This window comes from Variovorax sp. RTB1 (assembly GCF_035018765.1).
Taxonomy (GTDB): Bacteria; Pseudomonadota; Gammaproteobacteria; order Burkholderiales; family Burkholderiaceae_C; genus Variovorax.
Window position 1 is genome coordinate 31,914 of the sequence record NZ_JASJXG010000007.1, and the last position, 26,239, is coordinate 58,152.

Sequence of the window (26,239 nt, forward strand, 5' to 3'; positions counted from 1 at the left end):
GTGCCCGCTTCAGAAACTGAAGGCGCGCAGTGAGCAACCAAGACTTCGCAGGAAGCCATCGTGAAGAAGGCGCCGCTTCGGGCTTGTCGCCGCTGGCGCCTTCCGGCAGCGCACTGTCGACGTTGGCGACGGTGATCCCTGAACTCAAATTGATGATCGGCCTCGTTACCGGAGCCATGATCATCGCCGCGCTGTACTTCGGCCGCGAAATCCTGATTCCGCTGGCGCTCGCGTTCCTGCTCGGCTTCGTGCTCGACCCCCTCGTCATGCGGCTGAAACGTTGGGGCATGCCTCGTGCGGCTGCAGTCATCGTCGTAGTGATCTTCGCCCTGGGCATGGTCGGCCTGGCCGGCGTGTTTCTCGGAAGCCAGGTGAGCACGTTGAGTGCAGAGCTGCCGACATACCAAAGCAACATCAAGACGAAGCTGCGCGATCTTCGCGAAAGCGCCAACCGCCCCGGCATGTTCGACGGTGTGGTCAAGACCTTCGACACCTTCAAGAACGAGGTGGATCAGACCTCTCCCGCTGCACCGTCCGGTACATCGGCCAGCACGGCGCCGGGTACCGCGCCGACGAAGGGCAGTGCGACGCCGCCGCAGCCGCAGCCGCAGCCGCAGCGCGTGCAGCTGACAGAGCGACCGCCCTCCGCGTTTCAGCAGGCGCTCAACTGGCTGGAGGTTGCCAGCGGTCCGCTTGCGAATGCCGGCATCGTTCTGGTCTTCGTCGTGTTGATCCTGCTGGACCGCCTCGACTTGAGAGACAGGTTGTTGCGGCTCTGGGGCGGCAGCCTGCACCGGTCGACCGATGCGATGGACGAGGCCGGCCAGCGCATCAGCAAGTACCTCACCATGCAGCTCATCGTCAACCTGAGTTATGGCGTGCCGATGGCCGTGGGGCTCTGGTTTATCGGTGTGCCCGGCGCAATGCTCTGGGGCGCCGTGGCGGCGGTGATGCGCTTCGTGCCCTACGTCGGCCCGATGATCTCGGCAGTTTTCCCGCTGACGCTGGCTTTCGCGGTCGACCCGGGTTGGAGCATGGTGCTCTGGACCATCGGCCTCATCGCCGCGCTGGAGATGCTCAGCAACAACGTGATCGAACCCTGGCTCTACGGCGCGAGCACCGGGTTGTCGGCAATGTCGCTGATGGTGTCGGCCACCTTCTGGACTGCGTTGTGGGGTCCGGTCGGGCTGATCATGTCGACGCCGCTCACCGTGTGCCTGCTGGTGATCGGGCGGCACCTTCCGCGCTTGCGTTTTCTCGATGTGCTGCTGGGCAGCCAGCCGGCCCTGGACACACCCACCCGCATCTATCAACGGCTCATTGCCGGCGATGTCGAGGAAGCCAGCGAACTGGCTAACGAGCAGGTGATCGACGGCAACGTCATCGGCTTCTACGGCGAAGTCGGCCTGCCTGTCTTGCGCATGGCGTCGAGCGACCACGCAAGCGTTGCCACGGCCGAGCATCGGCACCGCGTCGTAATAGGCATGGACGCCGTCATCGACGACCTGCTCGAGCAGCAACCGGCGCCGGAAGCGCCCGATGGTGCACGGGTGGTGTGCATCGGTGGCAAGTGGGAGGTCGATAGCCTGGCCGCGCGCATGCTCGCCCACGCGCTGTCGCTTGAAAATTACCCCGCCGCGCACCGCCCTGCGGGAACGGTCAACGCAGACTACATCGCCGGCCTGGCGCTCGATGGGGCGCAGGTCGTCTGCCTGTCTTATTTAAGTCCTGAACCGAGGGTGCAGGCCAGACACTTTTGCAGACGCCTCAAGCGGCGCTGGCCCGACGTGCAGATCGTGCTCGGCCTGTGGAACGCCCCAGCCGAGCTGCTCGGCGAAGAAGCGTGCAAGTCGCTCGGTGCCGATGCCGTGGTCACGTCGATCGGCGAGGCGGCGGTGCGCATCACCGCATTGATGGGGGCGCAACTCAGCGAAGGCTTCATGGAGGCGGTCGTGCCCGAAGCAGACGCACAGCGAATCATGGCATTGCATGCGAGCGGCGCTTTGGACGTACGGGCGCAGCCCCTCTTCGATGCAGCCTCCAAGCGCGCGGCCGATATCTTCGATGTGCCGATGGCCATGGTGTCGTTCATCGACGATGACTCGCAACAGGTCAGGGGTGCATTCGGCAGTCTGCGCAGCGCCGAAGCCGCTGCGCGGGTGCGTGCCGACGACATGCACATGCCCCGCTCATCCTCGATGTGCGGCCACGTCGTCGCCAACGCACAAACGCTGGTCGTGCCAGACGTTGCCAGAGACCTGCGCTTTGCCGGCAATCCGGCGCTGCAATCGAAGGGGCTTCGCTTCTACGCCGGTGCGTCGCTGCGCGACATTGGAGGCCAAGTGCTCGGCACTCTCTGCCTGCTGGACACCGAGCCGCATGCGCTCAACCAGCGCGAGGTTCGCCTGCTCGAGGCGATGGCAGATGACCTGATGGACGCGCTGCGCGCAAGTGTCGTGCAGTGGGGCGATGCGGTGCCGCCGTCAACGCCAGCACAGGGCGCTTTGGGCGCGACTTTGGGACAGCCGATACCGGCGGCATAGCGCGCAAGGCCAAGAAACGGTGCACCCGCAAGTGCGCCGTTGATCGCCATCGATCGCCTTCCCGCCTCGACAGCAGGACGACATACGGTGCATGCGCCGACCTACAGCAACGGCGTGTGTCATGGATAGATTGCGTGTTCCCGATACGTGAGCGCCATATGGCGCCGCGTTCCCTCAGGCGATATCCAAAACAACATGCCTACTTTGAAGAATCACGCTTCGGATGCATCAGTGCGCGCGCCGGTGCCCGATCAACGTCTGCCCATCCTCGTGGCAGCACGCAACGCCAAGATGGCGCGCTCCGCGCATGCCTATGTTCGCGGCAATACCGCGCGGTTCTACGACTGGCTCGACTCCGTCGAACGCGTCGCTCTGCCTGAAGGCCCCTCGGTCTGGATTTGCGGGGACTGCCATATCGGCAATGTTGGACCGGTGGCCGACGTCCATGGCGATCTCGCCATCGAGATCCGCGACTTCGATCAGACAGTCGTCGGCAATCCGGCACACGACCTCGTTCGGTTGGGACTTTCATTGGCCTCTGCAGCGCGTGGCTCGGATCTGCCGGGCGTCGTCACGGCGCGGATGATCGAGCAGCTGAGCCTCGGGTACACAGATGCTTTTGCGCCGCGCAAGGTATCTCGACCTCTGCTCAAACCATTGACCGTGGCGCAGGCAATGCGCGAAGCAAAGCAGCGCACCTGGCGTCACCTCGCCAGGGAACGGATCGAAGGCGCGACCCGAAAGATTCCTCTCGGCAAGCGTTTCTGGCCAGTGTCGGAAGCGGAGCGAGAAAGCGTTCAGCGGCTCGTCCATGGTGCAGAGGTCCACAGCCTCGTAACGCGCCTCAGTCATCGTGACAATGCAGCAGAGGTGCGCATGCTCGACGTTGCGTACTGGATGAAAGGGTGCAGCTCGCTCGGTCGACTTCGCTATGCCGTGCTCGTCGACGTTGGACGCGACACCGCCCAAGGCCGCGACTTTTGTCTACTGGACATCAAGGAAGCGATCACTGCAGTCGCTCCGCATGACCGGGACGAAGGTCTTATGCCCCCTGACAATGCAAACCGTGTTGTAGCGGGCGCAAAGGCGATGTCACCGTTTCTCGGGAGTCGCATGCACGCGGATCGCGTATTGCGCCGTTCGGTGTTCGTGCGCGAACTGCTGCCACAAGACTTGAAACTGGAATTTTCCCAGCTGACTGTGGATGAAGCCATGACGGCGGCGTATTACCTTGCTCGCGTGGTCGGTGCCTCACACGCAAGGCAGATGGACGAAGCCACGCGAAAGGCGTGGCGCAAGGAGCTTGTGTCGAGTCACTCTAAGGTGATTGACGCGCCACCTTGGCTATGGACCAGCGTAGTGGAGCTCGTCGCCTCACATGAAAAAGGGTATCTCGACCATTGCCGACGATATGCCCTTGCAACGTCGACTGCGGCGCCGCGCTGAAGGTCTGCGCGGACAGCCGGGTTGCCATTCATAAGCAACCCGGCCATGGCTTCAGGCACGCTCGCGCGCCGCATTCCTCAGATCACGAATCTGATCATGATTGCGCTGGGCGCCGTCTGCCTGCTTCTGAACGACCGCGCGCACATCCGCAGGCAAGCTTTGCTTGAGTGCCTTCCTGTAACGCGCAATGCCTGAGTCTTCGCCGCGCTCGCAAGACTCGAGGATCGACAGTTCGCTGTCGGCACCCATGCTGCCCTTGACCTGTACCCAGCCGCGATGCAGGGCACCGGCGGCCGTACCACCCGATGCCGGCTCACCGCCATAGGCGCGAATCAGCGCGACGAGTTCGTCACCCGCCTGGCGGCAACCTTCAGCGCGGCTTGCAAAAAGTTGCTTCGCATTGGCTGTCTCCACCTGCTCCGCGCAAGTGCGAAAACCATACTCGCCATCGCGTGCGTTCTCGAGCAGATCGTTGAGCACATCGACCACGTCGTCGTTGGACAAATCTTCGTGATTGACGATGTCACTGCCGTTGGCCTGCTTGCCGTAGTAGGTGTCGTCTGCACGGTCCCACGCGGCCTGCACGGCAGGTCGTGCCGACGGCCAGTCGAGGCTCGACCGGCCAGCACGCGTCGCCGCCCACTCGCTCGCCATCGCCGGCTCGACAGCGTCGAAGTCGGCTCCACGTTGCGCCCTGCCAGACCAGCCCATCTCGTAAGCCGGGCCGTAGTCGTCATAGCTGCGGCCTGCCGTGTAGTAGCTTTCCTTTTCGTAGTTCTCGCGCCAGTACGCATCTTCTTGCGTCGGGTTCACACCTTCGGCCACGGCCTTGCCACCGAGGCCACCGACGACGGCACCGGCCACCAGGCCGATCACTGTCCCGACAGGGCCCGCGAGCGAACCCGCCGCTGCGCCTGCCAACGCACCGCCCGTTGCGCCGACGCCAGTGCCGACCGGATGCGCGCCGGGTGCGCCGGTGATGGGGTCACGATTGGGTTCACCCACACCGATTTCGCCATTGTCTGTTGCCATGTCATCTCCTTCAGCGCCTGCTTTGCAAGCTGGGTTGGACCTCTTCGAATGAAGAGGCAAGAGGCGAATATTCATGGGCAAGGGACAGGCCGATGTCATCGGATTCAGACCGATGTCGTAGGCCTGTCGATGCAGCTCGCGCCGGTCAGCAAGCACATGCCGCTCAGGCGACCACTGCCGCTTTCGGTCGATCGTTCTCCCGTGCGTACTGCCGTGATGATCCCACTGCAGCGATGAACTCCGCGATCGCGGAATCGGCACTGCCAACATCCGCGAGCAGAAGACCCGCGTCCGCTGATCCGTCGGGCAGCGTCATCGGAATTTGTGCCTCCGCGAGCAACGCATCGGATGCGCCAAAGGCCAGGATCGGTTTGCAGTGCCAATAGGTAGCACGCACGAACTCAAGCGTATGCGCATCAGCGTCAAGGGCTTCTACTGCAGCCGCGCCGTCCGGAAGCACGAGTGCGTCGAACAGGAAGCCGGGCGAATTTTCCATTGTCGCGTCGGCAGCGAACTTCTCCCCGCCGATGCCGACATAGGTGCCGAGTCGCCTCGCGACCAAACGCGGAACCGCGCCCGCCGCGACCAGGGCCGAGACCAGCTTTCCGAGTGAGGCGCCTTCGACTCCGTTGGCTACCAGGATCGCGATCTTGCGTGTGCGAATGCCACCGTCACCAGAGCGAGCCATGAGCGACAGCGCCGGGGACGTTTCCACTTCAGGCACCGCCGGCACTTCCAATGCCTTGGGCAGTGGCGCAGGCAACTCCATGCCGAGATCTTGTGCGATGCGTGCCGCGAGATCGGGCGCCGCATTGAGCAGGCTGGCGACCACGCGTTCGCGAATGGCCGGCACTGTCACTTTGGACAACTCGAATCGGAATGCATTGCCGATGTGCGCCTTTTCCGCTTCGGTCTGGCTTTCGAAGAACAGCTTGGCCTGCGTGTAGTGGTCGGCAAACTTCTCGGGCTTGATGCGGACCTTGTCTGCGCTCTCCTTTGCATCGAGTCGTCGCGCCACACTGGTGAATCCCTGGGCGGCACCGGCCTGAAACGGGCATCCGCCGGCCAGCGAGTTGGGCTCATACGCCACGCGGCCGCGGTTGATCGCCTGGCGGTGCATGCCGTCCCGCTGGTTGTTGTGCACCTGAGCGATCGGCGCGTTGATGGGCAACTCATGAAAGTTCGGCCCACCCAGTCGACTGATTTGCGTATCGACATAGGAGTGGATACGACCGGCCAACAATGGATCATTGGTGAAGTCGAGTCCGGGCACGATATGAGCCGTGCAGAACGCAACCTGCTCAGTCTCGGCGAAGAAGTTGTCCGGGTTGCGGTTGAGTACCATCCGGCCGACCAATTGAACTGGCACCAACTCTTCGGGGATGAGCTTGGTCGCATCGAGTATGTCGAAGCTGAACTTTTCTGCCTGCTCTTCCGTGAAGATCTGCAGACCCAATTCCCACTCCGGGTACTCGCCGGCCTCGATGGCTTCCCACAGGTCACGGCGATGAAAGTCCGGGTCCGCGCCAGAGACCTTTACTGCTTCTTCCCAGACCATCGAATGTGTTCCGAGCTTGGGTTGCCAATGGAATTTCACGAGCACAGACTCGCCCGCTTCATTGACCAGCCGGAAGGTATGCACGCCAAAGCCCTGCATCATCCGGTAGCTGCGTGGGATTGCACGGTCGGACATCTGCCACATCAGCATGTGCGTCGATTCGGGCATCAGAGACGCGAAGTCCCAAAACGTGTCGTGCGCACTGGCGGCCTGCGGCATCTGGTTGTGCGGCTCCGGCTTCACGGCATGAATCAAGTCGGGGAACTTGATCGCATCCTGGATAAAGAAAACCGGCATGTTGTTGCCAACCAAGTCCCAGTTGCCTTCGTCGGTATAGAACTTGACCGCGAAGCCGCGGACATCGCGCGCCGTGTCCTTGGAGCCACGCTCGCCGGCGACGGTCGAGAAACGGACGAAGACAGGCGTCACTTTGCCGGCTTCCTTGAACGGTGCGGCTTTGGTGTACTTGGTCAGGGGTTCATAGCATTCGAAAAAGCCATGTGCGCCCGAACCACGTGCATGCACGATCCGCTCGGGAATGCGCTCGTGGTCGAAATGCGTGATCTTCTCGCGAAGGATGAAGTCTTCCAGCAAGGCGGGGCCGCGCGCGCCGGCCTTGAGCGAGTTTTGGTTGTCCGCGACCGGGACACCCTGGTTGGTCGTCAACATCTGACCGCTCGAGTCGACGCGCACGCGGTCGAGCGTGTCGATGGTTGCATTGACACCCTCACGCGCTGCGGTGCCGACCTTGTCGGAGAAGTTTTGCTCACTCAGCGTACTGGCTGCTGGAAGACGCGAGGGCGCCTCGACAGTGGCACCCTTGGGCGTATTGAGCGCATTCACCTCGCCGTACTCCGATGACTTGTTCGGATTGGAGGGCATGGCGCTGGCCATCGCCTGCGTGTCGATCGACTTTTGCGTCGGCAAATCGCCCTTGCCTGCGGCAGGTGGTGCTGGCTGGGCGGGACCGCTGTCCGTGTTGCGAGCGGCCGCGTGCGTGGCGTCGCGTTCTGCGGGAGGAATGCTGGGTTTTTTGGGCATGGCAGTCAACCGGGCGTGGCAGTGAGTTGAAATGGGAGCGTCAAGCTACGGCCCGCTCCTTCTCACTTTTGTAGTCCTCGGGCTTGTCCCGACCTGTCAGAAATTCCCGGCAGTCTTACGCACGCGCAGCCCCAGCGGCTTGCCAAAGCTATGCCGAACTATTTCTGAATTTACGGCTGCGCGGCGTCTTTGCGCAGAGTCGGAATGCCCACACCCGATGCCTCGAAACCGCCATCGACGGCGATGACCTGACCGTTGACGTAGCTCGCCGCGGGGCTGCAAAGAAAGCCGGTGACCGCGGCGATCTCTTCCATCGTTCCATAGCGACCGAGCGGAATGGCATCGTGATAGTCGGCGCGAATCGCTGGCGTGTGCACCAGTTTGGCCATTTCGGTTTCGACCGGTCCGGGTGCGACGGCGTTGGCGCGGATGCCGACTGTTCCGAGCTCGGCCGCCTGCTGTTTGGTGAGGTGGATGAGCGCTGCCTTGCTCGTGCCATAGGCCGCGCGCAAGGTGCTCGCCCGTAGACCTGAAATCGATGCGATGTTGACGATCGCGCCGCCGCCCGTCTTGAGCATCACCGGCACGCAAGCCTGCGAGCACAGGAACGCGCCATCGAGATTCGTGGCCATGACGGTGCGCCAATCCTTGAAGGTGTGTTCGCCAATCGGTTTGAATGCCGCCACGCCGGCGTTGTTGACCAGTGCATCGATGCGGCCGAAGCGCGCGACGACCTTGTCTATGGCCGTCTGAACCTGGTCCGGATCGGAGACATCGCAACTCAATGCGAGCACATCCGCGTCATTCGCGAGTCCGGCCGCTGCAGTTGCAAGCGTCGTCTTGTCGATATCGAGCAGCGCGACCCGATGGCCCTGGGCGAGAAACCAGTTGGCAACGGCCAGGCCGATGCCGCGTGCTGCGCCGGTCACGACAGCGACTGGCGCTGTGGACGGCGAAGAGGTGGAAGTTTCGATTGCAGACAAGTTGTGCTCCAGTTTTAGTTGACTCGGCAATAGGTTACCCAAGCGGGCGACCCAAGGAAAACGTGAATAGGCGGCAGCGCACAGTTCTTATAAAACATAACTGAATTCGATCCGAACACCCCCAGATTCCGACATCCAAGGAGACAAAGAAATGAAGACTTCCCGCATTGGTTTCCCCGCGGCCCTGCTCGCGCTGGCCGCAGCGTTGACCGCCGCCCTGCCCGCACACGCGCAAGACAAGCCGGTCAACCTCAAGATGTCGAGCTGGGTGCCGGCGCAGCATCCGCTCAACCCTTCCTTGCAGGCCTGGGCCGACGACATCAAGAAGGCGTCCAACGGCAGCATCACCGCGACGCTCTTCCCCTCGGAACAACTGGGCAAGGCGTTCGACCACTACGACATGGCGCGCGACGGCATCGCCGACCTCGCCTACATCAACCCGGGTTACCAGCCCGGCCGCTTCCCGATCATGGCCGGCGCGTCGCTGCCGTTCCTGTTCGCCAACGGCAAGAGTGGCAGCGCCGCCATCGACGAGTGGTACCGGCCGTACGCCGCCAAGGAAATGAAGGACATCAAGTTCTGCTTCGCCTTCGTGCACGACCCCGGCACCTTTCATGCGCGCAAGAAGATCACGCTGCCCACCGACATCAAGGGCATGAAGATCCGGCCCGCCACCAGCACCATCGGCCAGATGGTGACGGCCCTCGGCGGCACCAACGTGCAGGCCTCGGCGCCCGAATCGCGCGACATGCTGGAGCGCGGCGTGGCCGATGCCATCACCTTTCCGTGGGGCTCGATCGGCCTCTTCGGCATCGACAAGGTCGTGAGCTTTCACATGGATGTGCCGCTCTACGTCACGCCCTTCGTCTGGGGCATGAACAAGGACAAATACGAGAGCATGTCGGCGGCCCAGAAAAAGGTCATCGACGACCACTGCACCAGCGAATGGGCCGAGCGCGTCGCCGCACCGTGGGCCGACTTCGAGTTTGCCGGACACGCCAAGATCGCCGCGCAAGCCGGCCACGAGATCTACAAGCTGACGCCCGAGCAACTCGATGCATGGCGCAAGGCGACGGCGCCGGGAGAAGTGCAGTGGGGCGAGGCCGTCAAGAAGGCCGGCCAGGATCCGAAAGCGGTGATGGACGGCCTCAAGGCCAGTCTCGCAAAGAACAAGGCGGCGCTGTAGTCGATGGATTCGGTGTCTCCTGTGGCCGGCCAGAAGCGCCGGGTCGGCGTGATGGACCGGATGATCAACGGCATCGAATGGCTGGCAGCCATCTTCGTCGGCCTGGTTGCGCTGAACATCTTCATCGCGGTGGTGTTGCGCAAGTTCTTCAACACCTCGATTCCCGATGCCTACGACTTCGGCCGGATGTTTCTCGGCATCCTGATCTTCTGGGGCATCGCGGCGACCAGCTACCGCGGCAGCCACATCACGGTCGACCTGGTGTGGTCGACCGCCGGGCCGCGCATGAAGCGCGCGATCGACGTCTTCGCGACGCTGGTCTTGCTGTTCGTGGTGGCGGTGCAGACCGCCATGCTGTTCGACAAGGTGCGCGGCACTTACGTCGACAACGTGCAGACCTACGACATGAACATCCCGACCTGGCCGTTCTATGCGGTCGCCTGGTTCGGCGATGTCTGCGCGGTGCTGCTGATCGGCATCCGCACCTATCGCCTTATCTTTCACCCCGAGCAGCTGGACGAAGTCAAGCCTGAACAGAGAGCAGACGAATGAGCGCCGATGCGATAGCGGTATTGGGTTTCGTCGCGCTCTTCGCGCTGATGCTGCTGCGCGTGCCCGTGGGCATGGCGATGGGGCTGGTCGGTGTCACCGGCTATGCGTGGATCGTCGGGCCGATGCCCGCGCTCAAGCTGGTCGGCCAGACCTCGATGCGCACCGTCACCGACTACACCTTCGGCGTCATCCCCATGTTCATGCTGATGGGGGCGCTGGTGTCGGTGTCGGGCGTGAGCCGCGAACTCTTCAAGGCAGCCAACTCGATGATCGGCCACCTGCGGGGCGGACTCGGCGTGGCCACCGTGCTGGCCTGCGGCGGCTTCGCGGCCATTTGCGGCTCGTCAGTCGCCACCGCGGCGACTTTCTCTGCCGTGGCCTATCCGGAGATGCGGCGCTTCAATTACCCGCAGTCGTTTTCGACCGGGGTGATCGCCGCGGGCGGCACGCTCGGCGCCATCCTGCCGCCGTCGACGGTGCTCGCGGTCTACGCCATCCTGACGCAGCAAGACATCGGCAAGCTCTTCATGGCCGGCATCATCCCCGGCCTGCTGGCGATGCTGATGTACGTCATCACCATCGCGATCATCGTCAAGGTACGGCCCGACTGGCTGCCGGCCGGCGAGAACAAACCCTGGTCGGAACGCCTGGTCGACCTGAAGAACGTGTGGGCGCCGCTGGTGCTTTTCATCTTCGTGATCGGCGGGCTCTACGGTGGCTTCTTCACGCCGACCGAGGCGGGCGGCGTGGGCGCGAGCGGCGCCTTCATCCTCGGCCTGGTACGCGGCAAGCTCGACGGGCCGAAGATTCGCGAGGCCTTGCTCTCGGCCACGCGGACCTCGGCAGCGGTGTTCACTGTGCTGATCGGCGCCCTGCTCTTCGGCTACTTTCTGACCATCACGCAGAGCCCGCAAAAGCTGACCGAGTTTCTTACCGGGCTGGGCATCGGCCGCTATGGGGTGCTGGCGCTCATCATGCTGATGTACCTCGTGCTCGGCTGCCTGATGGACGCCATGGCGATGATCATCCTGACGGTGCCGATCATCTATCCGGTGATCGTGCACCTGGGCTTCGATCCGATCTGGTTCGGCGTCATCATCGTCATGACGGTCGAACTCGGGCTGATTCATCCGCCGGTGGGCATGAACGTCTTCGTCATCAAGAGCGTGGTGAAAGAGGTGAGCTTCACGACCATCTTCAAGGGCGTGCTGCCCTTCATCGTGACCGACATGCTGCGGCTGGTGATCCTCATCGCGTTCCCGATCATCGCGCTCTGGCTGCCCACGCGCATGGGCTGACGGGGATGAACGGGGCCGCGCTGTGCTGCAGCGCGGTTCGAGACGGTAGCGTTCAAGACGCCAGGGTTCAGGACGCTAGTGCGGGACCGGCTGATTCCACCAGCCACCACCGAGCGCCTGCAGCAGCGCGACGGTGTCTGCATAGCGACTCGCGCGCGCCTGCACCGCCGTGCTCTTGGCCTGGCTCTCGATCAACTGGGCACCGAGCACTTCGAACAAGCCGGTGTCACCCGTATTGAAGCGGTGTTGCGCAGCCCGCAACGACCGCGCGGCAGCCTCCTCGCCCTGCGCGGCCGCATCGACCATCCGCGTGTCATGGTCGAGTGCCTGGAGCGCATCGGCAACGCTCTGGAAGGCGCCGATCACCACACCCCGGTACTGCGCCCTGGCCTCTTCATAGGTCGCCTCGGCAGCGCGTTGGCGGTGAAGCAGCGTGCCGCCATCGAACAGCGGTTGCACGAGTCCTGCGCCCAGTGCCCAGAAGCCGGTGCCGGGTCCGAACAGGCTGCCCACCGTCAGCGCGGTCGAACCGGCGTTCGCGGTGAGCGTGATGGCCGGCAAACGGGCGGCCACGGCGACCCCGATCTGCGCACTGGCCGACTGCAGTTGCGCCAGCGCCGCGCGCACATCCGGGCGCTGGTCGGCCAGTTGCGACGGCAGGCTCAAAGGCAGCGCTTTGGGCAGCACGAGGTCGGCCAGCTCGAAACGCTCTGGCAGTGCCTCGTCGGGCCGCAGACCGAGCAGGGTCGACAACTGGTTGCGTTGCAGCGCGAGTTGTTTTTCAAGCAGCAGCATCGCGCCCTGGGTCTGCGCCAGCAGACTTTCCTGGGCGGCGGTGTCTGCGATGCCGATGGCACCCAGTTTTCGTTGCCGCTGCAGCAGCAGAAGTTGGCGTTGCTGCAGCTGCACGGTGTCGTTCGCGGCGGCGATCTGTCCGCGAATCGATGCCTCGGTGACGGCAGCCAAGACGACGTTGGCGGCCAGCGTCAGGCGCGTGGCCTCGTATAAAAATTGCTGCGCGTCGGCCTGCGCCTGCTGCGATTCGAGCAGTCGCCGATTGCCACCGAAGACATCGGGCGTGTAGGCGATGTTCAGCTGCGGCGTGTGCAGGTTGAAGATGTAGCGGTTGTCATTTAGCGGCGACGACAGCGTGGTGGACGAGGACTGCCGGCTCGACATCGTTGTCACGCCGACCTGCGGAAAGAAGGCGCCGCGCTGCGCTTCGGCGTTTTCACGCGCAGCCTTCAGTGCGGCCTGGGCCGATTCGATCCCGGGGTTGTTCGACAGCGCGCGCGCCACCAGTCGGCTCAGCGCGGGCGACTGAAAAAGCTCCCACCACAGCGCCGGAATGTCGGTGCCGCGGGTGACCACGGCAACCGGCGCGGCGGTGTAGCCCGGCGGCGCCGGTGTTGGAGGCGCAACGAAGTCGGGGCCGACAGCGCAGCCGGCGACCAGCGCCAACGAGACCGCTGCAAACCCATCTCGAAGGAACATCATGGTGTGCCCGGAATAACGGGAGCCGGAGCAGGAACGACAGCGGGTTCGAAATCCTCTTGCCGTTTCTGCTTGCCACCCGCGAAGATCGGATAGAGCAATGGCAGCAACAGCAGCGTGAACAGCGTGGCCGACACCACGCCGCCGACGATCACCACGGCGAACGGGCGCTGCGTTTCGGAGCCGATGCCATGCGACAACGCCGCTGGCAACAGGCCTAGGCCGGCCATCAGCGCCGTCATCAGAATCGGGCGCAACCGGGCGACGGCGCCCGCCACCGCATTCTCGAAAAGCGAGACCGACGCATCGAGGTTGTCGGCAATGTGCTCCACCATGATCACGCCGTTCTGCACCGATATCCCGGCCACCGCGATGAAGCCGACCGCCGCCGACACCGAGAAGTGAAGCCCCGCGATCGCCAGGCCGGCAATGCCGCCGATCAGGGTGAACGGCACCAGCACCAGCACCAGGCAGGCGTACCGGACCGAGCCGAAAGCCCAGAACAGCAGCGAGAAAATCAGCAGTGCGCTGATCGGCACGATCACGGCGAGCCGCTTGACGGCGCGCTGCTGGTTCTCGAACTGGCCGCCCCAGGTGATGCGGTAGCCCGGCGGCAACACGACCTGTGCCGCCACCGCCTGCTGCGCCTCGGCGATGAAGCTGCCCTGGTCACGCCCGAGCAGATTGGCTTTGACCGACGCATTGCGCTCGCCGCCTTCGCGGCTCACCCGCGAGGCGCCCTGACGCAATGCGATGTGCGCGACCTGGTCGAGTGACACGGTGCCGGCGCCGTCGGGCAGGTTGACCTGCAATGCTCCGATGTCGTCGATCGATGCGCGCGCGCCTTTCGCAACTTGCATCGTCACGTCGAAGCGCCGGTCGCCCTCGTAGAAGCTGTTCACCGCCACGTCGCCCAGCGCGCTGCCGATGACCGTGTTGACGTCCGCTACGCTGATGCCCAGCCGCGCGAGCCGCCGCCGGTCGACCTGGATGTCGACTTCGCTCTGGCCGCCGATGCGGATCGCTGCGACGTCGGCCGCCCCGCGCAATCCGCGCAGCACGGCGGCGATCTGATCGCTCTTCTTTTCCAGCACCTGCAGGTCGGGCCCGTAGATCTTGACGGCGATCTCGCCCTTGACGCCGGACAACGACTCCTCGACGTTGTCTTCGATCACTTGCGAAAAATTGGTCGGCACGCCAGGCAGCGCTTTGAGGCGGCGAGTCATGTCTTCCACCAGCGCCTGCTTGTCGGCAAAGTGCCACTGGCTGCGCGGCACCAGGTCGGCCAGAATTTCCAGGTTGTTCGGTCCCTTGGCATCGGTGCCGTCGTCGGGTCGCCCGACCTGCGTGATGACCCGGCGCACTTCCGGATAGCTGCGCAGCACCGCACGCACCTTGCGCTCCACCTGCTTGGTGGTGTCGATGGCGGTCGAGGTCGGCAAGGTGATGGCCAGCCAGATGTTGCCTTCGTCCAGCTTGGGCAAGAACTCGCTGCCGAGCAGCGGCGCCAGCAACAGCGTCACGCCCAGCACCATCAGCGACAGGGTGAAGACGATGACGCGCCGCACACCACCCCACAAGAGCAGGCGCTGGTAGCCCGACTGCAGATGCTCCATCCACTGGCTGCGCCGCTCGGCCATGTTGGCGCCGCGCATGGCAAAACGCAGCAGCGTCGGTACCAGCGTGACGGTCAGCACGAGCGCGCCGAGCAACGCGAAGGTCAGTGTGAAAGCCACGGGCGCGAAGATCTTTCCTTCGACCCGCTGGAAGGTGAAGATCGGCAGGAACGCGATGATGATGATCCCCTTGGAGAAGAGGATCGGCCGGCCCAGGTCCACCACGGTTTCGCGCAACACCCGCAGCCGCGAATGAAAGGTAAGCGCCTTCTGGTCGGCGGCGCCGGGCCTCGAAGGCGTGTGCGCTGGCGCCGTCACCGAGAGGCTCCGGTCCAGGGCGAGCCGGACCATCAATGCCTCCACCAGCACGACGGCGCTGTCGATGATGATGCCGAAATCGACAGCGCCGAGCGAGATCAGATTGGCCGGTATGCCGCGCAGGTCGAGCATGATGAAAGCGAACAGCAGCGACAGCGGGATCACCGTCGCGACGATGACCGCGGCACGCCAGTTGCGCAGGAACACGACCAGGATGACGATCACAAGCAAGGCGCCGGTCACCAGGTTTTCGACCACCGTGTCGACCGTCTGGTGGATCAAGTCGGTCCGCGTGTAGACCACCGGCAAGGTCACGCCTCGCGGCAGGCGCGGCGCCAGCGCCGCCATGGCCTGTTCGACACCCGCCACCACCACGGCGGCGTTTTGACCCTTGGTCATGCTCACGACGCCCTCGACGACGCTGTCGTGATCGTCGTAGGCGACGATGCCCGACCTCGGCTTGTGGCCGAGTTCCACCTGGGCGATGTCAGACACCAGCACGGTGCGGCCTTGCTTGGCCTGCACGATCACCTGGCCGATGCTGGCGAGCGAATCGACCAGTCCGATACTGCGCACGACCAGCGCCTCGTCGCCTCGGCGCAGCACCCCGCCACCGACGTTCGCGCTGTTGTTGGTCAGGGCCAGCGCGACCTGGTCCAGGGTCACGCCGAAACGCTTGAGCCGTGCCGGGTCCACCAGCACCTGGTACTCCTTGACCGTGCCGCCAAAGCTCGCCACGTCGGCCACGCCCGGCACCATGCGCAGGGCCGGGCGTACGACCCAATCCTGCAGCGCACGCACGTCGTTCTCGGCCATGTCCGGCGGCGCCTGCACGACATAGCGCAGTACCTCGCCGACGGCGGTGGTGAGTGGCGCGAGCGTTGGCTGCACACCCGTGGGCAGCGTCACGTTGCCCAGATGTTCCAGCACTTGCGAGCGCGCGAAGTAGTTGTCGGTGCCATCTGCAAAGGTCAGCGTGACCACCGACAGACCGGTCATGGAGACCGAGCGCAACTGGGTCTCGCCCGGCACACCGGTCATCTCGCGCTCGATCGGCAGCGTCAGCGTTCGCTCGACCTCTTCCGGCGCGGAGCCGGCGCTCAGAGTGATGATCTGGACTTGCACATCCTGCACGTCGGGAAAGGCCTCGATCGGCAAGTGCAGGACCGCATTGATGCCGAAGGCGGCCAACGCCACCGTCATCACCAGCACGAAGACCGGCTGGGCCAACACGAAGCGAACGAACTTATTCAGCATGGGCAGGAAACTCGGACGCCAGCAAGAGCGCGCCTTCGGACACGATCCGATCACCGGCGTGCAGGCCTGCGGACAGATAGGTGGTGTCAGGCCCACTCCAGCGGAGTTGCACCGGCCGCCGCGCGAAAACGCCCGGCTCCTGCTCCACGATGACGAAGTTCTGCATACCGTTGAGCACCAGGCTGCCGTTCGGTACCCGAATTGCCGTCGCCTGCGTGTCGGAGAGAAAAGCCACGCGCGAGAACATCTCTGCTCGGAGCCGGCCGTCGGCGTTGGCGATCTCGCAACGCACCTGCAGGCGACGCGATGCGGCATCGAGCGCGGCGCCCACGTGGCGCACCACGCCGGCAAAACGCTGGCCGGGCCAGGCATCGACCTCGAGTTCCACCGGCTGCCCCGCGTGCACCGCATTCAAGGCCGTTTCGGACACGTCTGCCAAGGCCCAGAGTTTTGCCGTGTCGGTGATGACGAACAGCGGGTTGGCCAGATCGGGGCGCACTTCCATGCCGGCGTTGATCTGCCGGTCGACCACCACGCCGTCGATCGGCGCCCGGAGCACGAAGCGACCTGAACCGCTGACCGTTGCCGTTGCCGTTGCCGTTGCCGTTGCCAGGTTGTTCATCCGCTGGGCAGCGCGACGGGTCTCTGCGACGGCCTGCTGCAAATCGGCCTCGGCCGCCTCGTTGTCCTTGCGCGAACCGGTTTCGGTTTCGGCCAGCGCCCGGGTGCGCTCGACGCTCTGCCGCTTGTGCGCCTCGTCGGCTTTCGCCTTGGCCAGGTCGGACTGGGCCGACGCCAGGTCGGGCGAGTCAAGTTCAGCCAGCGCGGCGCCACGCCGCACGCGGTCACCGGCCTGGACCATCAGACGAACCACGCGACCCGCGACCGGCGAGCTGACCCTGGCCGTCACGTCTTCGTCATAGGCCAGGTGGGCATTGGCCGGCGGCAGCGCCGGCAGTGGCACAGCCTCGACCGGCGTGATGCGGATCGATGCGAGCTCGGGTGCGTCGCGGGCATAGCGCAGCAAACCGGATCCCGACGGGGCGGTCGTGGCCGCCGCTGCAACGGCTGGGCTGGGGGCGGACGCTGTTCCTGCATCCAGCACCGCCTTGTGGCGCGCGACTTCCGTACCAATGCCAATGCCCACTGCCAGCACGAGCAAAAGGACGGTGAGCGTCCGCCAGCCGGCATGTGCAGATCGACGCGAGATATTCATTGAGGGGCGCTGCCACGAAGCCGGAGAGGGGCGCAGCCTAAGGGTCGTGGTTTAAAAATAGATAACGGCCGCATCGCCTAGAGTCGCGCAGTGGACGCCCTGATTCTTATCGTCGAAGACGACCTTCAAATTGCGGAGCTGCTGGGCCGCGAGCTGCAGCATCGAGGCTACCGAGTGCTGAAGGCGCACAACGGCGCGCAGGCGCTCGTGAGCATGCGGCGCGACCTGCCGGCCTTGGTAATGCTCGACATGGGGTTGCCGGACATGGACGGCAGCGACGTGCTGCGGCAGATCCGCGAAGCCGGCAACTCGCTGCCTGTCATCGTGCTGACCGCACGCGACGAGCAGCACCAGCGCGTCGGTGGGCTGCGTGCCGGCGCAGACGACTATGTGGTCAAGCCTTTCGACATGGCCGAACTCGACGCACGCATCCAGGCCGTGCTGCGGCGCGGCGGCCATCCACAGGCGCAGCGGTTGTCCGCCGGCGCGCTATGCCTGATGTCCGATGCCGCACGCATCAGCCTGGACGGCGTACCACTGAGCCTCACGCCGCGCGAGTTCCAGCTGCTGCAGCGCCTGATGGGCAACGTCGACCGCGTGGTCACCAAAGCCCAGCTGACTGAAACGCTGATGGCTTTTCATGGCGACGTGGCCGGCAAGACCATCGAGGTCTACCTGCACCGCATCCGCCAGAAGATCGCCGGCCACGATGTCGAGATCGTGACGGTGCGTGGCTTCGGCTACCTGCTGCGCCGTTTGGCGAGCGTGGCGTGAGAGCGCCCACCCGGAGCCCCGACGACAGCCTGCAGCGGCGCCTGGAAACACGTTTGCTTTGGCGCATGGCAGCGCTCTTCCTGCTCAGCGGCGCGCTCTCTTACGGCATCACGCGCTACTACGTGCACGAGGTGTTCGACCGCTGGCTCTACGACTCGGCCAACAGCCTGGCACAGGCGGTGCGACAGATCGGCCCGCGCGCCGGACTCGACCTGCCGCGCTCTGCCGAGGCCATGTTCCAGTGGGACGACGAAGACCAGACCGTGTATCGCGTGGTCGGTTCGCGCAGCGGCTACATCGCCGGAGTGTCAGAAGCGCCGCGAGAGCCTGAGGCGCCGGAAGTGTTTCGCAATGCGCGCCTGTTCGATGCGGACCTGGGCGGCCACGCCATGCGCTGGGCCATCGTCGACGTGCCGCTCGCCAGTGCGGGCGAACAGGTCTCGGTGATGGTCGGAGAGACCACGCGCAAACGTCGCCACCTTGCGGGCGAGATTCTGCTGGCCGTATGGATTCCGCAGTTGGTGTTGCTGTTGCTCGCAGGCTGGGTACTGCACCGCGTGATCTTTTTTCAGACCCGCAACATCCTGTCGCTCGGCAACGCATTGCGCGACATGAGCCACCGAAGCTTGCAACCGGTGCCTGAGAACGGCCTCCCGGCCGAATTGCGCCCTTTGATCGAAGCATTGAATGCGGTGATCGGTCGCCTCGAACTGGCAGGCCAGGCACAGCGCGCGTTCATCGCCAACGCCGCGCACCAGCTTCGAACCCCTCTGACCGCGCTGAAATTGCAGGCCGAGCAGGCCTTGCGCAGCGAGAGTCTTCCGGTGATGCGGATATCGGTCGTCGAACTGCAGCAATCAGCGCAGCGCGCGGTGCGACTGGCCAATCAATTGCTGCTGCTTTCCCGCGCAGAGCCGGAAGCGCAAAGCGACGCGAGCCGGGACCGCGTCGACTTGAGAGTGCTGGCTTTCGAGGCGTCGCGCGAGTGGGTCTTCCGCGCGTTGTCGGCGGGACTCGACTTCGGCTTCGACGACGCTTCGGACCACGCCTGGGTGATGGTCGATGCAGCGCTTGTCCGCGAGGCCGTCAACAACCTTCTGGACAACGCGCTGAAGTACTGCGTGTCTGGCGCCCGCGTGAACGTCAGCGTGTCCGTTGGCACAGGCCACGCGTTCATCGCGGTGGACGACAGTGGGCCGGGCATCGAGCCTGCCGACCGCGAACGCATCACCCAGCGATTCCAACGTGGTAACAGCGTCGAGGCCGAAGGCAGCGGCCTTGGCCTGGCGATCGTTCGCGAGATCGCGAAAGCTCATGCCGGGCGCCTGGTGGTGCAGAGCTCGGCGCTGGGCGGTGCCCGGTTCGAGTTGCACTTTCCGACCCATTCCCTCCATGGCTTTTCTTCAGCGCGATGAAACTTCGACACAACCGCATTTACCGGCAATTGCGGGCCCGGCCCCGCCTGCTCGTCGCCACGCTCACCGCAATCCTGGTGGGTGTGCTGTTCCCCGCACGGCTCGAAGCGCATCTGGTCACCCGATTGCTGATCGCATGGAACACGGGTGCGATGCTCTATGTCTTTCTTGCGGTCAGCATGATGACCCGGTCGTCCCGCGAACACATGCGCTACCGGGCAAGGGCACAGGACGAAGGGCAGTTCGTGATTCTGACCCTGGTCGTGATCTCTGCCATTGCGAGTCTTGCTGCCATCGGCGGCGAACTCACGGTGGTCAAGGACATGCACGGTACAGCGAAGGTCGCGCATATCGGACTCGCGGCACTGACGGTCGTGTCTTCCTGGACATTCACCCAGATCATGTTCGCGCTGCACTATGCGCACGACTATTACGCGGCGCAATCCGACGGACGCAAACCAGGCTTGAGCTTTCCAGAGGACGACGAGCCGGACTATGGGGACTTCTTCTACTTTGCCGCCGTCATCGGCACCTCGGGCCAGACGGCCGACGTGTCATTCGTCTCCAAGATGATGCGTCGCATCGGCTCGGTGCATTGCATCTTGGCCTACCTGTTCAATACGACCGTGCTCGCCCTCTTGATCAACATCGGCGCGAGTCTGTTCTGAACTTTCGCGGCACCGGGCGCCTCGGCAGCTTTCAGGTGAATCGCCCGAACCAGAGCATGGACAGCGCGGCGGCTGCGATCGCAATTACCGCAGAGAACAGTGTCACCAAGCCGGTGAGTTCTGTCTCGCGCTTCAGCACCACCACGCGCGAGCCCAGGTTCTGGTAGACGGTGCGCAGCGTCTCTGCGGTGCCGGCGTGAAAGTATTCGCCACCGGTCATGCGCGCCACTTCGCGCAACGTCGGTTCGTCCAGCTTCATGTAGATCGCCATCCCGTCGGGTGTCGATATGTCGCCGTCCACCGTTCCCAGACCCACCACGTAGATGCGAACGCCACGATCGGCGGCCATCTTGGCGGCCGCCAGCGTGTCGATGCCCGAGGTTCGACGGCCATCGCTCAGCAGGATGATCGCTGCGGAACCGTACGAGCCCGGCGCCACGGGCGTGACCTGCTTGGGCGGCGTTTTGGCCTTGTCGTCGAGACCGCGGCCCTGCGGTCTGCTGCCGAATGTCATCTCTGCGAGATCGATGCCGTCATCGGGGAACAGCTCCGCCAGACTCACCACGATGGCATCGCCAATGGCCGTGCCGAGCTGCATCTGGAAGGCATCGATGCTGGCGGCAACGGACTCGCGGTCGAGCGTCGCACGCTGGGTGACCGTGCTGCTGCCGGCGAAGGTGATGAGCCCGACTTCGATATTTTTCGGCAGTTCCCGCAGGAACAACTTGGCGGCCTCTTGCGCCGCCACGATGCGGCTCGGTTTGACGTCGGTGACACGCATGCTGAGCGACACGTCGATGGCCAGCAGGATCGACGACCGGGCCCATGGCAGCGGCACGCGCGCCACCGGGCGCGCCGCAGCGAAAAGCAACCCGACGCAGGCCAGCAAAAGCAGTGCAGGCGGCAGGTGCCGCCGCCAAGCGCGGCCCGATGCAGCCGCGCGGACGACACCCAGGCTGCTGTAGCGCAAAGCCGCGCTGCCCCGACGCCGCTGCAGCCATACATAAGCCACCGGCAGCAGTGCAAGCGCCGGCAAAAACCAGAGGTACTGAGGCCAGAGGAAGAACATGGGCGGCGCGTGACACCAGAAAAGCGGGACAGCAAAACTTCCCCGCAGTGCATCAATATCCTGCCTGCGAGTGACTCATTTCGCAATCAGCGAGCGGTGCAATATTCGTTCCCGAACACATTCGCCTCAGGTCGCCGTGCTGTGCACTGTGCCTCGCACCGCCCAGGCGCGCGCGACCAGCGCAATGGATCCGTCCGCCGCTGCGGGCAGCGTCGAACGAAGCCGCTCACCCAACGCCAAGCGGGCCTCTCCGCCCAGCGACATCGCATAGGCTGGCGCTGGAAAGTTTCCGGCCAGGAACGGACTCCAGTAGTCGTCGAAGTCGCGGAACACGGTTGGTACGTCGAGCGCGCGCACGTCGACGTCAACCAGCCCCGCATCGGCGAACAGCGCCTGCAACGGATCCGGTTGGCACAGCGGGAAGCGCAATCCCTCGTCGAGTGCGCCGGCGGCTGGGTCGAGGGCGATGGCGGCATCCCAGAAGTACCGCATGAGCTCCATTTGCCCCCGGTAGTCCCACACGTAGGCCGCGACCCGCCCGCCGGGATGGACCCTGCCCGCCATCGCCCGCACCGCAAGGCCGGGCTCCGGCAAGAAATTGAGAACCAGCGCAGACACCGCCGCATCGAACCGCGGCCCTTGAAGCGCCAGGATCTGTGCATTGCCGACTTCGAATGTGGCGAGCGGGCTGGCGACGTGGGCGCGTGCATACGCGATGAAGTCCGGTGACAGATCGACGCCCACCACCGCAGCCGGGTGCGAATGCGCGAGGATGGATTCGGTGAGTGCGCCGGTGCCGCATCCGACGTCGAGCCAGCGCGAGCTTGCGGGCACGTCGAGCCAGGGCAGGAACGCCTGCGCTACAGCGCGGCTCCATCGGCCGACGTAGCTTTCGTAGAGGTCGCCTGCAGCCCATGTCTCACCGGACTTGACTGTCGTGATCGCCATATCGGTTCCTCGGTTTGTGGTGACGTTGGATGATTCTCCGCAGTGGGCGGACGGGCGCAAGGACCGCGCCGCAAGCAGGCGACGCAACGCGTACAGCCCTAACCGGCAGCACCCCCGTCGGCCAAATGGCGCAGCCGCGCCAACAACCCGTCGACGCCCTCCTCGATCATGTCGAAGGCTTCAATGAAAGCGGCCTGGTCGCCGTACCAGGGGTCGGGCACGTCGCGATCTTGCGCCCCTGCAAAGTCCATCATCAAAGCCACCTTGCTGGCGTGCACCGGCGCAATGCGGCGCAGCGCCGCAGCGTGCGCGCGCGTCATGCCGACAACGTGATCGAAACTGTCGAAGTCTTTTGCAGTGATCTGCCGCGCACGGTGATCGGGCATCGCGATGCCGCGGCGTTTGGCTTCGGCAACGGAGCGTCGGTCGGCCGGATTGCCCCGCTCTTCGTCTGAGACGGCGGCGCTGTCGACGCGCACCGCAAAACCGGCTTCCTGCGCCTTGTGCACGAGCAGCGCATGCGCGGTCGGCGAGCGGCAGATGTTGCCGGTGCACACGAACAGCACCGATGGCGACGTTTCGGTTGTCACAGGATCAGCAGCGCCCTGAAGTCGTTGACGTTGGTGTGTGTCGGCCCGGTGACGAGCAGATCGCCGATGGCGTCGAAGTAACCGTAGGCATCGTTGCGGTCGAGATGCGGTGCCAGCTTGAGACCCCTTGCCTCCGCACGCGCCAGCGTGTCGGGCGTGACGAAGGCACCGGCGTTGTCTTCGACGCCGTCGATGCCGTCGGTGTCGGCGGCCAGTGCCCACACGTTGGCCTGGCCCATCAACGCACCGGCCAGGCCCATGCAGAACTCTCCGGCGCGGCCGCCACGGCCTTTGGGTTGACCGGGCTGGCGCGGCCGGATGGTGACGGTGGTTTCACCGCCCGACAAGATCACGCACGGCTTGGCGAACGGCTGGCCGCGCTGCGCCACCGCACGCGCCAGCGCGCCATGCACCTTGCCGACTTCGCGCGATTCGCCTTCCATCTCGTCGCTCAGGATGTATGCCTCGATGCCGGCCGCACGCGCCGCAACCGCGGCGGCTTCGAGCGATTGCTGCGGCGTCGCGATCAGGTGTGCGGTGTGACCCTTGAACACGGCATCGCCCGGCTTCGGCGTTTCCAGCGCACCGCTTTCGAGGCCGGCGCGCACGGCCGGCGGAATGTCGATCTTGTAGCGGTCGAGGATCGCCAAGGCCTGCGCGCAGGTCGTGTCGTCGGGGACGGTCGGTCCGCTGGCGATGATGCCCATGTCGTCGCCGGGCACATCGCTGATCGTCAGCGTGACGACCCGTGCCGGCGCGCAAGCTGCGGCGAGCCGCCCGCCTTTCACGCGAGACAGGTGCTTGCGCACGCAGTTCATCTCGCCGATGTGAGCGCCACTGTCGAGAAGTTGCTGGTTCACGCGCTGCTTGTCCGCCAGCGTCATGCCTTCGGCCGGCAGTGTCAGCACCGACGAGCCGCCGCCGGAGATCAGGCAAAGCACGAGGTCGTCGGCAGTCAAGCCTTCGGTCAGCGCGAGGATGCGTTCGGCGGCCTTCATGCCGGCCTCGTCCGGCACCGGATGCGACGCCTCGACCAGTTCGACGCGCTGCTTCAATCCTTCAGGCCGCGGTGGAACGTGGCCGTAGCGCGTGACGACCAGGCCCGACATGGGCGCGTCGGCCGGCCACAGCGCTTCGAGCGCCTGCGCCATCGAGCCACCGGCCTTGCCGGCACCGATGACCAGCGTGCGGCCCTTGGCGGGATCGGGCGGCTTGGGCAGGTAGGCGCCCATGCTGGCCAGCGGCAAGGCGCGCTGCACGGCAATGCGATAAAGCTGTTCGAGAAAGCGACGCGGTTCCATCTGCGGATCGGCCAGTTCAGCGAGAGGTTTCGATGCGATCATTTGTGTTGTCTCCACCCTCTATTCTCGCCCGCCATGACCACTCTGCTGATCCGCAATGCCGACTGCGTGGCCACCTTCGACGACGCGAGAAAAGAGCTGCGCAACGCCTCGGTGCTGCTGCGCGACCACGTCGTCGAGGCCATCGGCCCGGCCGACCAGCTGCCGCAAACGGCGGACGAAGTCATCGATGCGCGCGGCCATCTGGTGGTGCCGGGACTGATCAACACGCACCACCACATGGTCCAGTCGCTGACGCGCGCCATTCCCGCCGTGCAGGATGCCGAACTGTTCTCGTGGCTGCGCGGTCTGTATCCGATCTGGGCCGGTCTCACGCCGGAGATGGTGCGGGTGTCGACGCAGATCGCGATGGCCGAACTTCTGCTTTCAGGCTGCACCACCAGCAGCGACCATCTGTACATCTATCCCAATGGCGTGCGGCTCGACGACAGCATCGAGGCGGCGCGTGACATCGGCATGCGCTTCGTCGCGACGCGCGGCAGCATGAGCGTCGGCGCATCGCAAGGCGGCCTGCCGCCCGACAGCGTGGTCGAGCGCGAAGCCGATATCCTGAAAGACACGCAGCGGCTGATCGAAACCTTTCACGATGCGTCGCACGGCGCGATGACCAACGTGGCCGTGGCGCCTTGCTCGCCCTTCAGCGTGAGCCGCGACCTGATGCGCGAATCGGCACTGCTCGCGCGCTCCTTCAAGGGCCAGGGCGTTCGGCTGCACACGCACCTCGCCGAAAACGACCATGACATCGCCTACAGCCGCGAGAAGTTCAACTGCACGCCGACCGAGTACGCACAAGACCTGGGCTGGCTCGGCCACGACGTATGGCACGCGCACTGCGTGAAGCTCGATGCAGAAGGCATTGCGCTGTTCGCAAAGACGAAGACCGGCGTGGCGCATTGCCCGTGCAGCAACATGCGGTTGGCATCGGGCATCGCACCTGTCCGCCGGATGCTGGATGCAGGTGTGCCGGTCGGACTGGGTGTCGACGGCAGTGCCAGCAACGATGGCGCGCACATGGTCAACGAGGCGCGTCAGGCGCTGCTGCTGGCACGCGTCGGGCGCTCGCTGGAACCCTTCGGTTGCGATCACGGTCCGGCCGAAATGACGGCGCGCGATGCGCTGGCGATTGCCACCCGCGGCGGCGCCGAAGTGCTGGGGCGCCCGGACATCGGTCATCTCGCTCCGGGCATGAGTGCGGACCTGGCGCTGTTCGACCTGAACACCGTCGCCTTCGCCGGTGGCGCGGTGCACGACCCGGTCGCCAGCCTGCTGTTGTGCGCGAGTCCGCAAGCCGCATACACGGTGGTGAACGGACGTGTGGTGGTACGCGAGGGGCAGTTGGTGACAGTGGACGCAGGACCGCTGGTCGAGCGGCACAACAGGCTGGCGATGGTGCTTGCGCTGGCGGGCGGATGACAGAGCGTCGCGGGTCTGGAAGACGACCCTGGATCTAGTGCTCGCTTCGAAGTCTTTGAGGCATCGTGATGCTGATGCCGAGAAATCCGCGCGCGCTCAGGGGACGACGGCCGTCCGCGGATGGCCCCCGGCTCGGCATGGTGCCTCGCGCGAACACTCCCCTCACGGGGTCGCTTGACAATTGGCCGCATCAAGGAAAGCGATCTCGCGCTGACGCACTTCAGCGTCACCAGCCAGTCACCTGCCTCCCAGGCGCGCAGCCACCATATCGGGCTCCAACCGCCTCAGCTCGTGCAGCTCGGCGGCAGCGCGCACCAGATCACCCGCGCCGACCAGGCACAGCACCAGACAAAGGCGCGTACCCGCGAAGTTGGCCTCCCGCAGCGACTGTCGTGCAGTGTCGAGGAATTCTCGAGCCAGCCGCATCGGCATGAGACGCCAGGCGTGAGACGCCCGTCGCT

20 protein-coding genes are annotated in these 26,239 nt (G+C 64.8%); 9 read left to right on the forward strand and 11 right to left on the reverse strand.

Going from position 1 to position 26,239, the window contains the following annotated elements:
- Positions 1 to 29 precede the first annotated feature (29 nt).
- Positions 30 to 2,543: an AI-2E family transporter gene (locus QN397_RS07055; RefSeq protein WP_323500539.1), complete on the forward strand. Its 2,514-nt coding sequence runs from the start codon at positions 30 to 32 to the stop codon at positions 2,541 to 2,543.
- 195 nt (positions 2,544 to 2,738) lie between these two features.
- A complete protein-coding gene (locus tag QN397_RS07060) occupies positions 2,739 to 3,989 on the forward strand; it encodes a DUF2252 family protein (RefSeq protein WP_416352315.1) in 1,251 nt (416 codons plus the stop codon).
- Positions 3,990 to 4,040: 51 nt separating this feature from the next.
- On the opposite strand, the gene QN397_RS07065 is transcribed toward QN397_RS07060, so the two are convergent.
- From QN397_RS07065 to QN397_RS07075, 3 genes are all read right to left on the reverse strand, one after another.
- Complete coding sequence (locus tag QN397_RS07065; RefSeq protein WP_323495367.1) at positions 4,041 to 5,021, reverse strand: PA2169 family four-helix-bundle protein; 981 nt, start codon at positions 5,019 to 5,021, stop codon at positions 4,041 to 4,043.
- Between the two features lie 163 nt (positions 5,022 to 5,184).
- Entirely contained in the window at positions 5,185 to 7,620 is a 2,436-nt protein-coding gene (locus tag QN397_RS07070; protein WP_323495368.1) for a catalase, read from the reverse strand.
- Positions 7,621 to 7,790: 170 nt separating this feature from the next.
- Positions 7,791 to 8,594 (reverse strand): SDR family NAD(P)-dependent oxidoreductase, encoded by an 804-nt coding sequence (locus QN397_RS07075; RefSeq protein WP_416352136.1) that lies wholly within the window; start codon positions 8,592 to 8,594, stop codon positions 7,791 to 7,793.
- Between the two features lie 160 nt (positions 8,595 to 8,754).
- Between QN397_RS07075 and QN397_RS07080 the strand changes: the two genes are divergently transcribed.
- Genes QN397_RS07080 through QN397_RS07090 form a run of 3 tightly spaced genes read left to right on the forward strand, consistent with a single transcriptional unit; the run spans position 8,755 to position 11,639 of the window.
- A complete protein-coding gene (locus QN397_RS07080) occupies positions 8,755 to 9,789 on the forward strand; it encodes a TRAP transporter substrate-binding protein (protein WP_323495370.1) in 1,035 nt (344 codons plus the stop codon).
- A 3-nt stretch (positions 9,790 to 9,792) separates the two neighbouring features.
- On the forward strand, positions 9,793 to 10,341 hold the full coding sequence (locus QN397_RS07085; RefSeq protein ID WP_261802234.1) for a TRAP transporter small permease: 549 nt from the start codon (positions 9,793 to 9,795) through the stop codon (positions 10,339 to 10,341).
- Positions 10,338 to 11,639 carry a TRAP transporter large permease gene (locus QN397_RS07090; RefSeq protein WP_187050907.1) on the forward strand — a complete coding sequence of 434 codons (1,302 nt, stop codon included), beginning with the start codon at positions 10,338 to 10,340 and terminating at the stop codon, positions 11,637 to 11,639. Before QN397_RS07085 ends, QN397_RS07090 begins: the two co-directional genes overlap by 4 nt.
- 75 nt (positions 11,640 to 11,714) lie before the next feature.
- On the opposite strand, the gene QN397_RS07095 is transcribed toward QN397_RS07090, so the two are convergent.
- The 3 genes from QN397_RS07095 to QN397_RS07105 are packed head-to-tail and all read right to left on the reverse strand — an operon-like array spanning position 11,715 to position 17,540.
- Positions 11,715 to 13,136, reverse strand: a complete 1,422-nt coding sequence (locus QN397_RS07095; RefSeq protein ID WP_323500541.1) for an efflux transporter outer membrane subunit — start codon at positions 13,134 to 13,136, stop codon at positions 11,715 to 11,717.
- A complete protein-coding gene (locus tag QN397_RS07100) occupies positions 13,133 to 16,324 on the reverse strand; it encodes a CusA/CzcA family heavy metal efflux RND transporter (protein WP_323495372.1) in 3,192 nt (1,063 codons plus the stop codon). Before QN397_RS07100 ends, QN397_RS07095 begins: the two co-directional genes overlap by 4 nt.
- On the reverse strand, positions 16,314 to 17,540 hold the full coding sequence (locus QN397_RS07105; protein ID WP_323495373.1) for an efflux RND transporter periplasmic adaptor subunit: 1,227 nt from the start codon (positions 17,538 to 17,540) through the stop codon (positions 16,314 to 16,316). The genes QN397_RS07100 and QN397_RS07105 overlap by 11 nt, the downstream gene beginning before the upstream one ends.
- Before the next feature lie 90 nt (positions 17,541 to 17,630).
- Here QN397_RS07105 and QN397_RS07110 point away from each other — a divergent pair, with 90 nt between their 5' ends.
- Genes QN397_RS07110 through QN397_RS07120 form a run of 3 tightly spaced genes read left to right on the forward strand, consistent with a single transcriptional unit; the run spans position 17,631 to position 20,397 of the window.
- Positions 17,631 to 18,314, forward strand: coding sequence for a response regulator transcription factor (locus QN397_RS07110; RefSeq protein ID WP_323500542.1), 684 nt, complete (start codon positions 17,631 to 17,633; stop codon positions 18,312 to 18,314).
- A complete protein-coding gene (locus QN397_RS07115; protein WP_323495375.1) occupies positions 18,311 to 19,729 on the forward strand; it encodes a sensor histidine kinase in 1,419 nt (472 codons plus the stop codon). Before QN397_RS07110 ends, QN397_RS07115 begins: the two co-directional genes overlap by 4 nt.
- Complete coding sequence (locus tag QN397_RS07120; RefSeq protein ID WP_323495376.1) at positions 19,726 to 20,397, forward strand: DUF1345 domain-containing protein; 672 nt, start codon at positions 19,726 to 19,728, stop codon at positions 20,395 to 20,397. The genes QN397_RS07115 and QN397_RS07120 overlap by 4 nt, the downstream gene beginning before the upstream one ends.
- Positions 20,398 to 20,428: 31 nt before the next feature.
- Here the strand turns inward: QN397_RS07120 and QN397_RS07125 are convergent, their stop codons facing one another.
- The 4 genes from QN397_RS07125 to QN397_RS07140 form a co-directional block, all read right to left on the reverse strand.
- Positions 20,429 to 21,466 carry a VWA domain-containing protein gene (locus tag QN397_RS07125; RefSeq protein ID WP_323495377.1) on the reverse strand — a complete coding sequence of 346 codons (1,038 nt, stop codon included), beginning with the start codon at positions 21,464 to 21,466 and terminating at the stop codon, positions 20,429 to 20,431.
- A gap of 126 nt (positions 21,467 to 21,592) precedes the next feature.
- Positions 21,593 to 22,414, reverse strand: a complete 822-nt coding sequence (locus QN397_RS07130) for a class I SAM-dependent methyltransferase (protein WP_323495378.1) — start codon at positions 22,412 to 22,414, stop codon at positions 21,593 to 21,595.
- A gap of 98 nt (positions 22,415 to 22,512) precedes the next feature.
- Positions 22,513 to 23,004: a low molecular weight protein-tyrosine-phosphatase gene (locus QN397_RS07135; RefSeq protein WP_187050900.1), complete on the reverse strand. Its 492-nt coding sequence runs from the start codon at positions 23,002 to 23,004 to the stop codon at positions 22,513 to 22,515.
- Positions 23,001 to 24,347, reverse strand: coding sequence for a glycerate kinase (locus QN397_RS07140; protein WP_323495379.1), 1,347 nt, complete (start codon positions 24,345 to 24,347; stop codon positions 23,001 to 23,003). Before QN397_RS07140 ends, QN397_RS07135 begins: the two co-directional genes overlap by 4 nt.
- A 33-nt stretch (positions 24,348 to 24,380) precedes the next feature.
- On the opposite strand from QN397_RS07140, the gene QN397_RS07145 reads away from it, so the two are divergent.
- Complete coding sequence (locus QN397_RS07145) at positions 24,381 to 25,778, forward strand: 8-oxoguanine deaminase (RefSeq protein WP_323495380.1); 1,398 nt, start codon at positions 24,381 to 24,383, stop codon at positions 25,776 to 25,778.
- A gap of 237 nt (positions 25,779 to 26,015) precedes the next feature.
- Here the strand turns inward: QN397_RS07145 and QN397_RS07150 are convergent, their stop codons facing one another.
- Positions 26,016 to 26,204: a hypothetical protein gene (locus QN397_RS07150; protein ID WP_323500543.1), complete on the reverse strand. Its 189-nt coding sequence runs from the start codon at positions 26,202 to 26,204 to the stop codon at positions 26,016 to 26,018.
- Positions 26,205 to 26,239 lie beyond the last annotated feature (35 nt).

Coding starts and splice junctions, on each gene's coding strand:
- QN397_RS07070 (WP_323495368.1), bottom strand. CDS start 7,620: ATGCCCAAAAAACCCAGCATTCCTCCCGCAGAACGCGACGCCACGCAC.
- QN397_RS07125 (WP_323495377.1), bottom strand. CDS start 21,466: ATGTTCTTCCTCTGGCCTCAGTACCTCTGGTTTTTGCCGGCGCTTGCA.
- QN397_RS07100 (WP_323495372.1), bottom strand. CDS start 16,324: ATGCTGAATAAGTTCGTTCGCTTCGTGTTGGCCCAGCCGGTCTTCGTG.
- QN397_RS07095 (WP_323500541.1), bottom strand. CDS start 13,136: ATGATGTTCCTTCGAGATGGGTTTGCAGCGGTCTCGTTGGCGCTGGTC.
- QN397_RS07140 (WP_323495379.1), bottom strand. CDS start 24,347: ATGATCGCATCGAAACCTCTCGCTGAACTGGCCGATCCGCAGATGGAA.
- QN397_RS07145 (WP_323495380.1), top strand. CDS start 24,381: ATGACCACTCTGCTGATCCGCAATGCCGACTGCGTGGCCACCTTCGAC.
- QN397_RS07130 (WP_323495378.1), bottom strand. CDS start 22,414: ATGGCGATCACGACAGTCAAGTCCGGTGAGACATGGGCTGCAGGCGAC.
- QN397_RS07060 (WP_416352315.1), top strand. CDS start 2,739: ATGCCTACTTTGAAGAATCACGCTTCGGATGCATCAGTGCGCGCGCCG.
- QN397_RS07150 (WP_323500543.1), bottom strand. CDS start 26,204: ATGCGGCTGGCTCGAGAATTCCTCGACACTGCACGACAGTCGCTGCGG.
- QN397_RS07085 (WP_261802234.1), top strand. CDS start 9,793: ATGGATTCGGTGTCTCCTGTGGCCGGCCAGAAGCGCCGGGTCGGCGTG.
- QN397_RS07105 (WP_323495373.1), bottom strand. CDS start 17,540: ATGAATATCTCGCGTCGATCTGCACATGCCGGCTGGCGGACGCTCACC.
- QN397_RS07080 (WP_323495370.1), top strand. CDS start 8,755: ATGAAGACTTCCCGCATTGGTTTCCCCGCGGCCCTGCTCGCGCTGGCC.
- QN397_RS07090 (WP_187050907.1), top strand. CDS start 10,338: ATGAGCGCCGATGCGATAGCGGTATTGGGTTTCGTCGCGCTCTTCGCG.
- QN397_RS07120 (WP_323495376.1), top strand. CDS start 19,726: ATGAAACTTCGACACAACCGCATTTACCGGCAATTGCGGGCCCGGCCC.
- QN397_RS07065 (WP_323495367.1), bottom strand. CDS start 5,021: ATGGCAACAGACAATGGCGAAATCGGTGTGGGTGAACCCAATCGTGAC.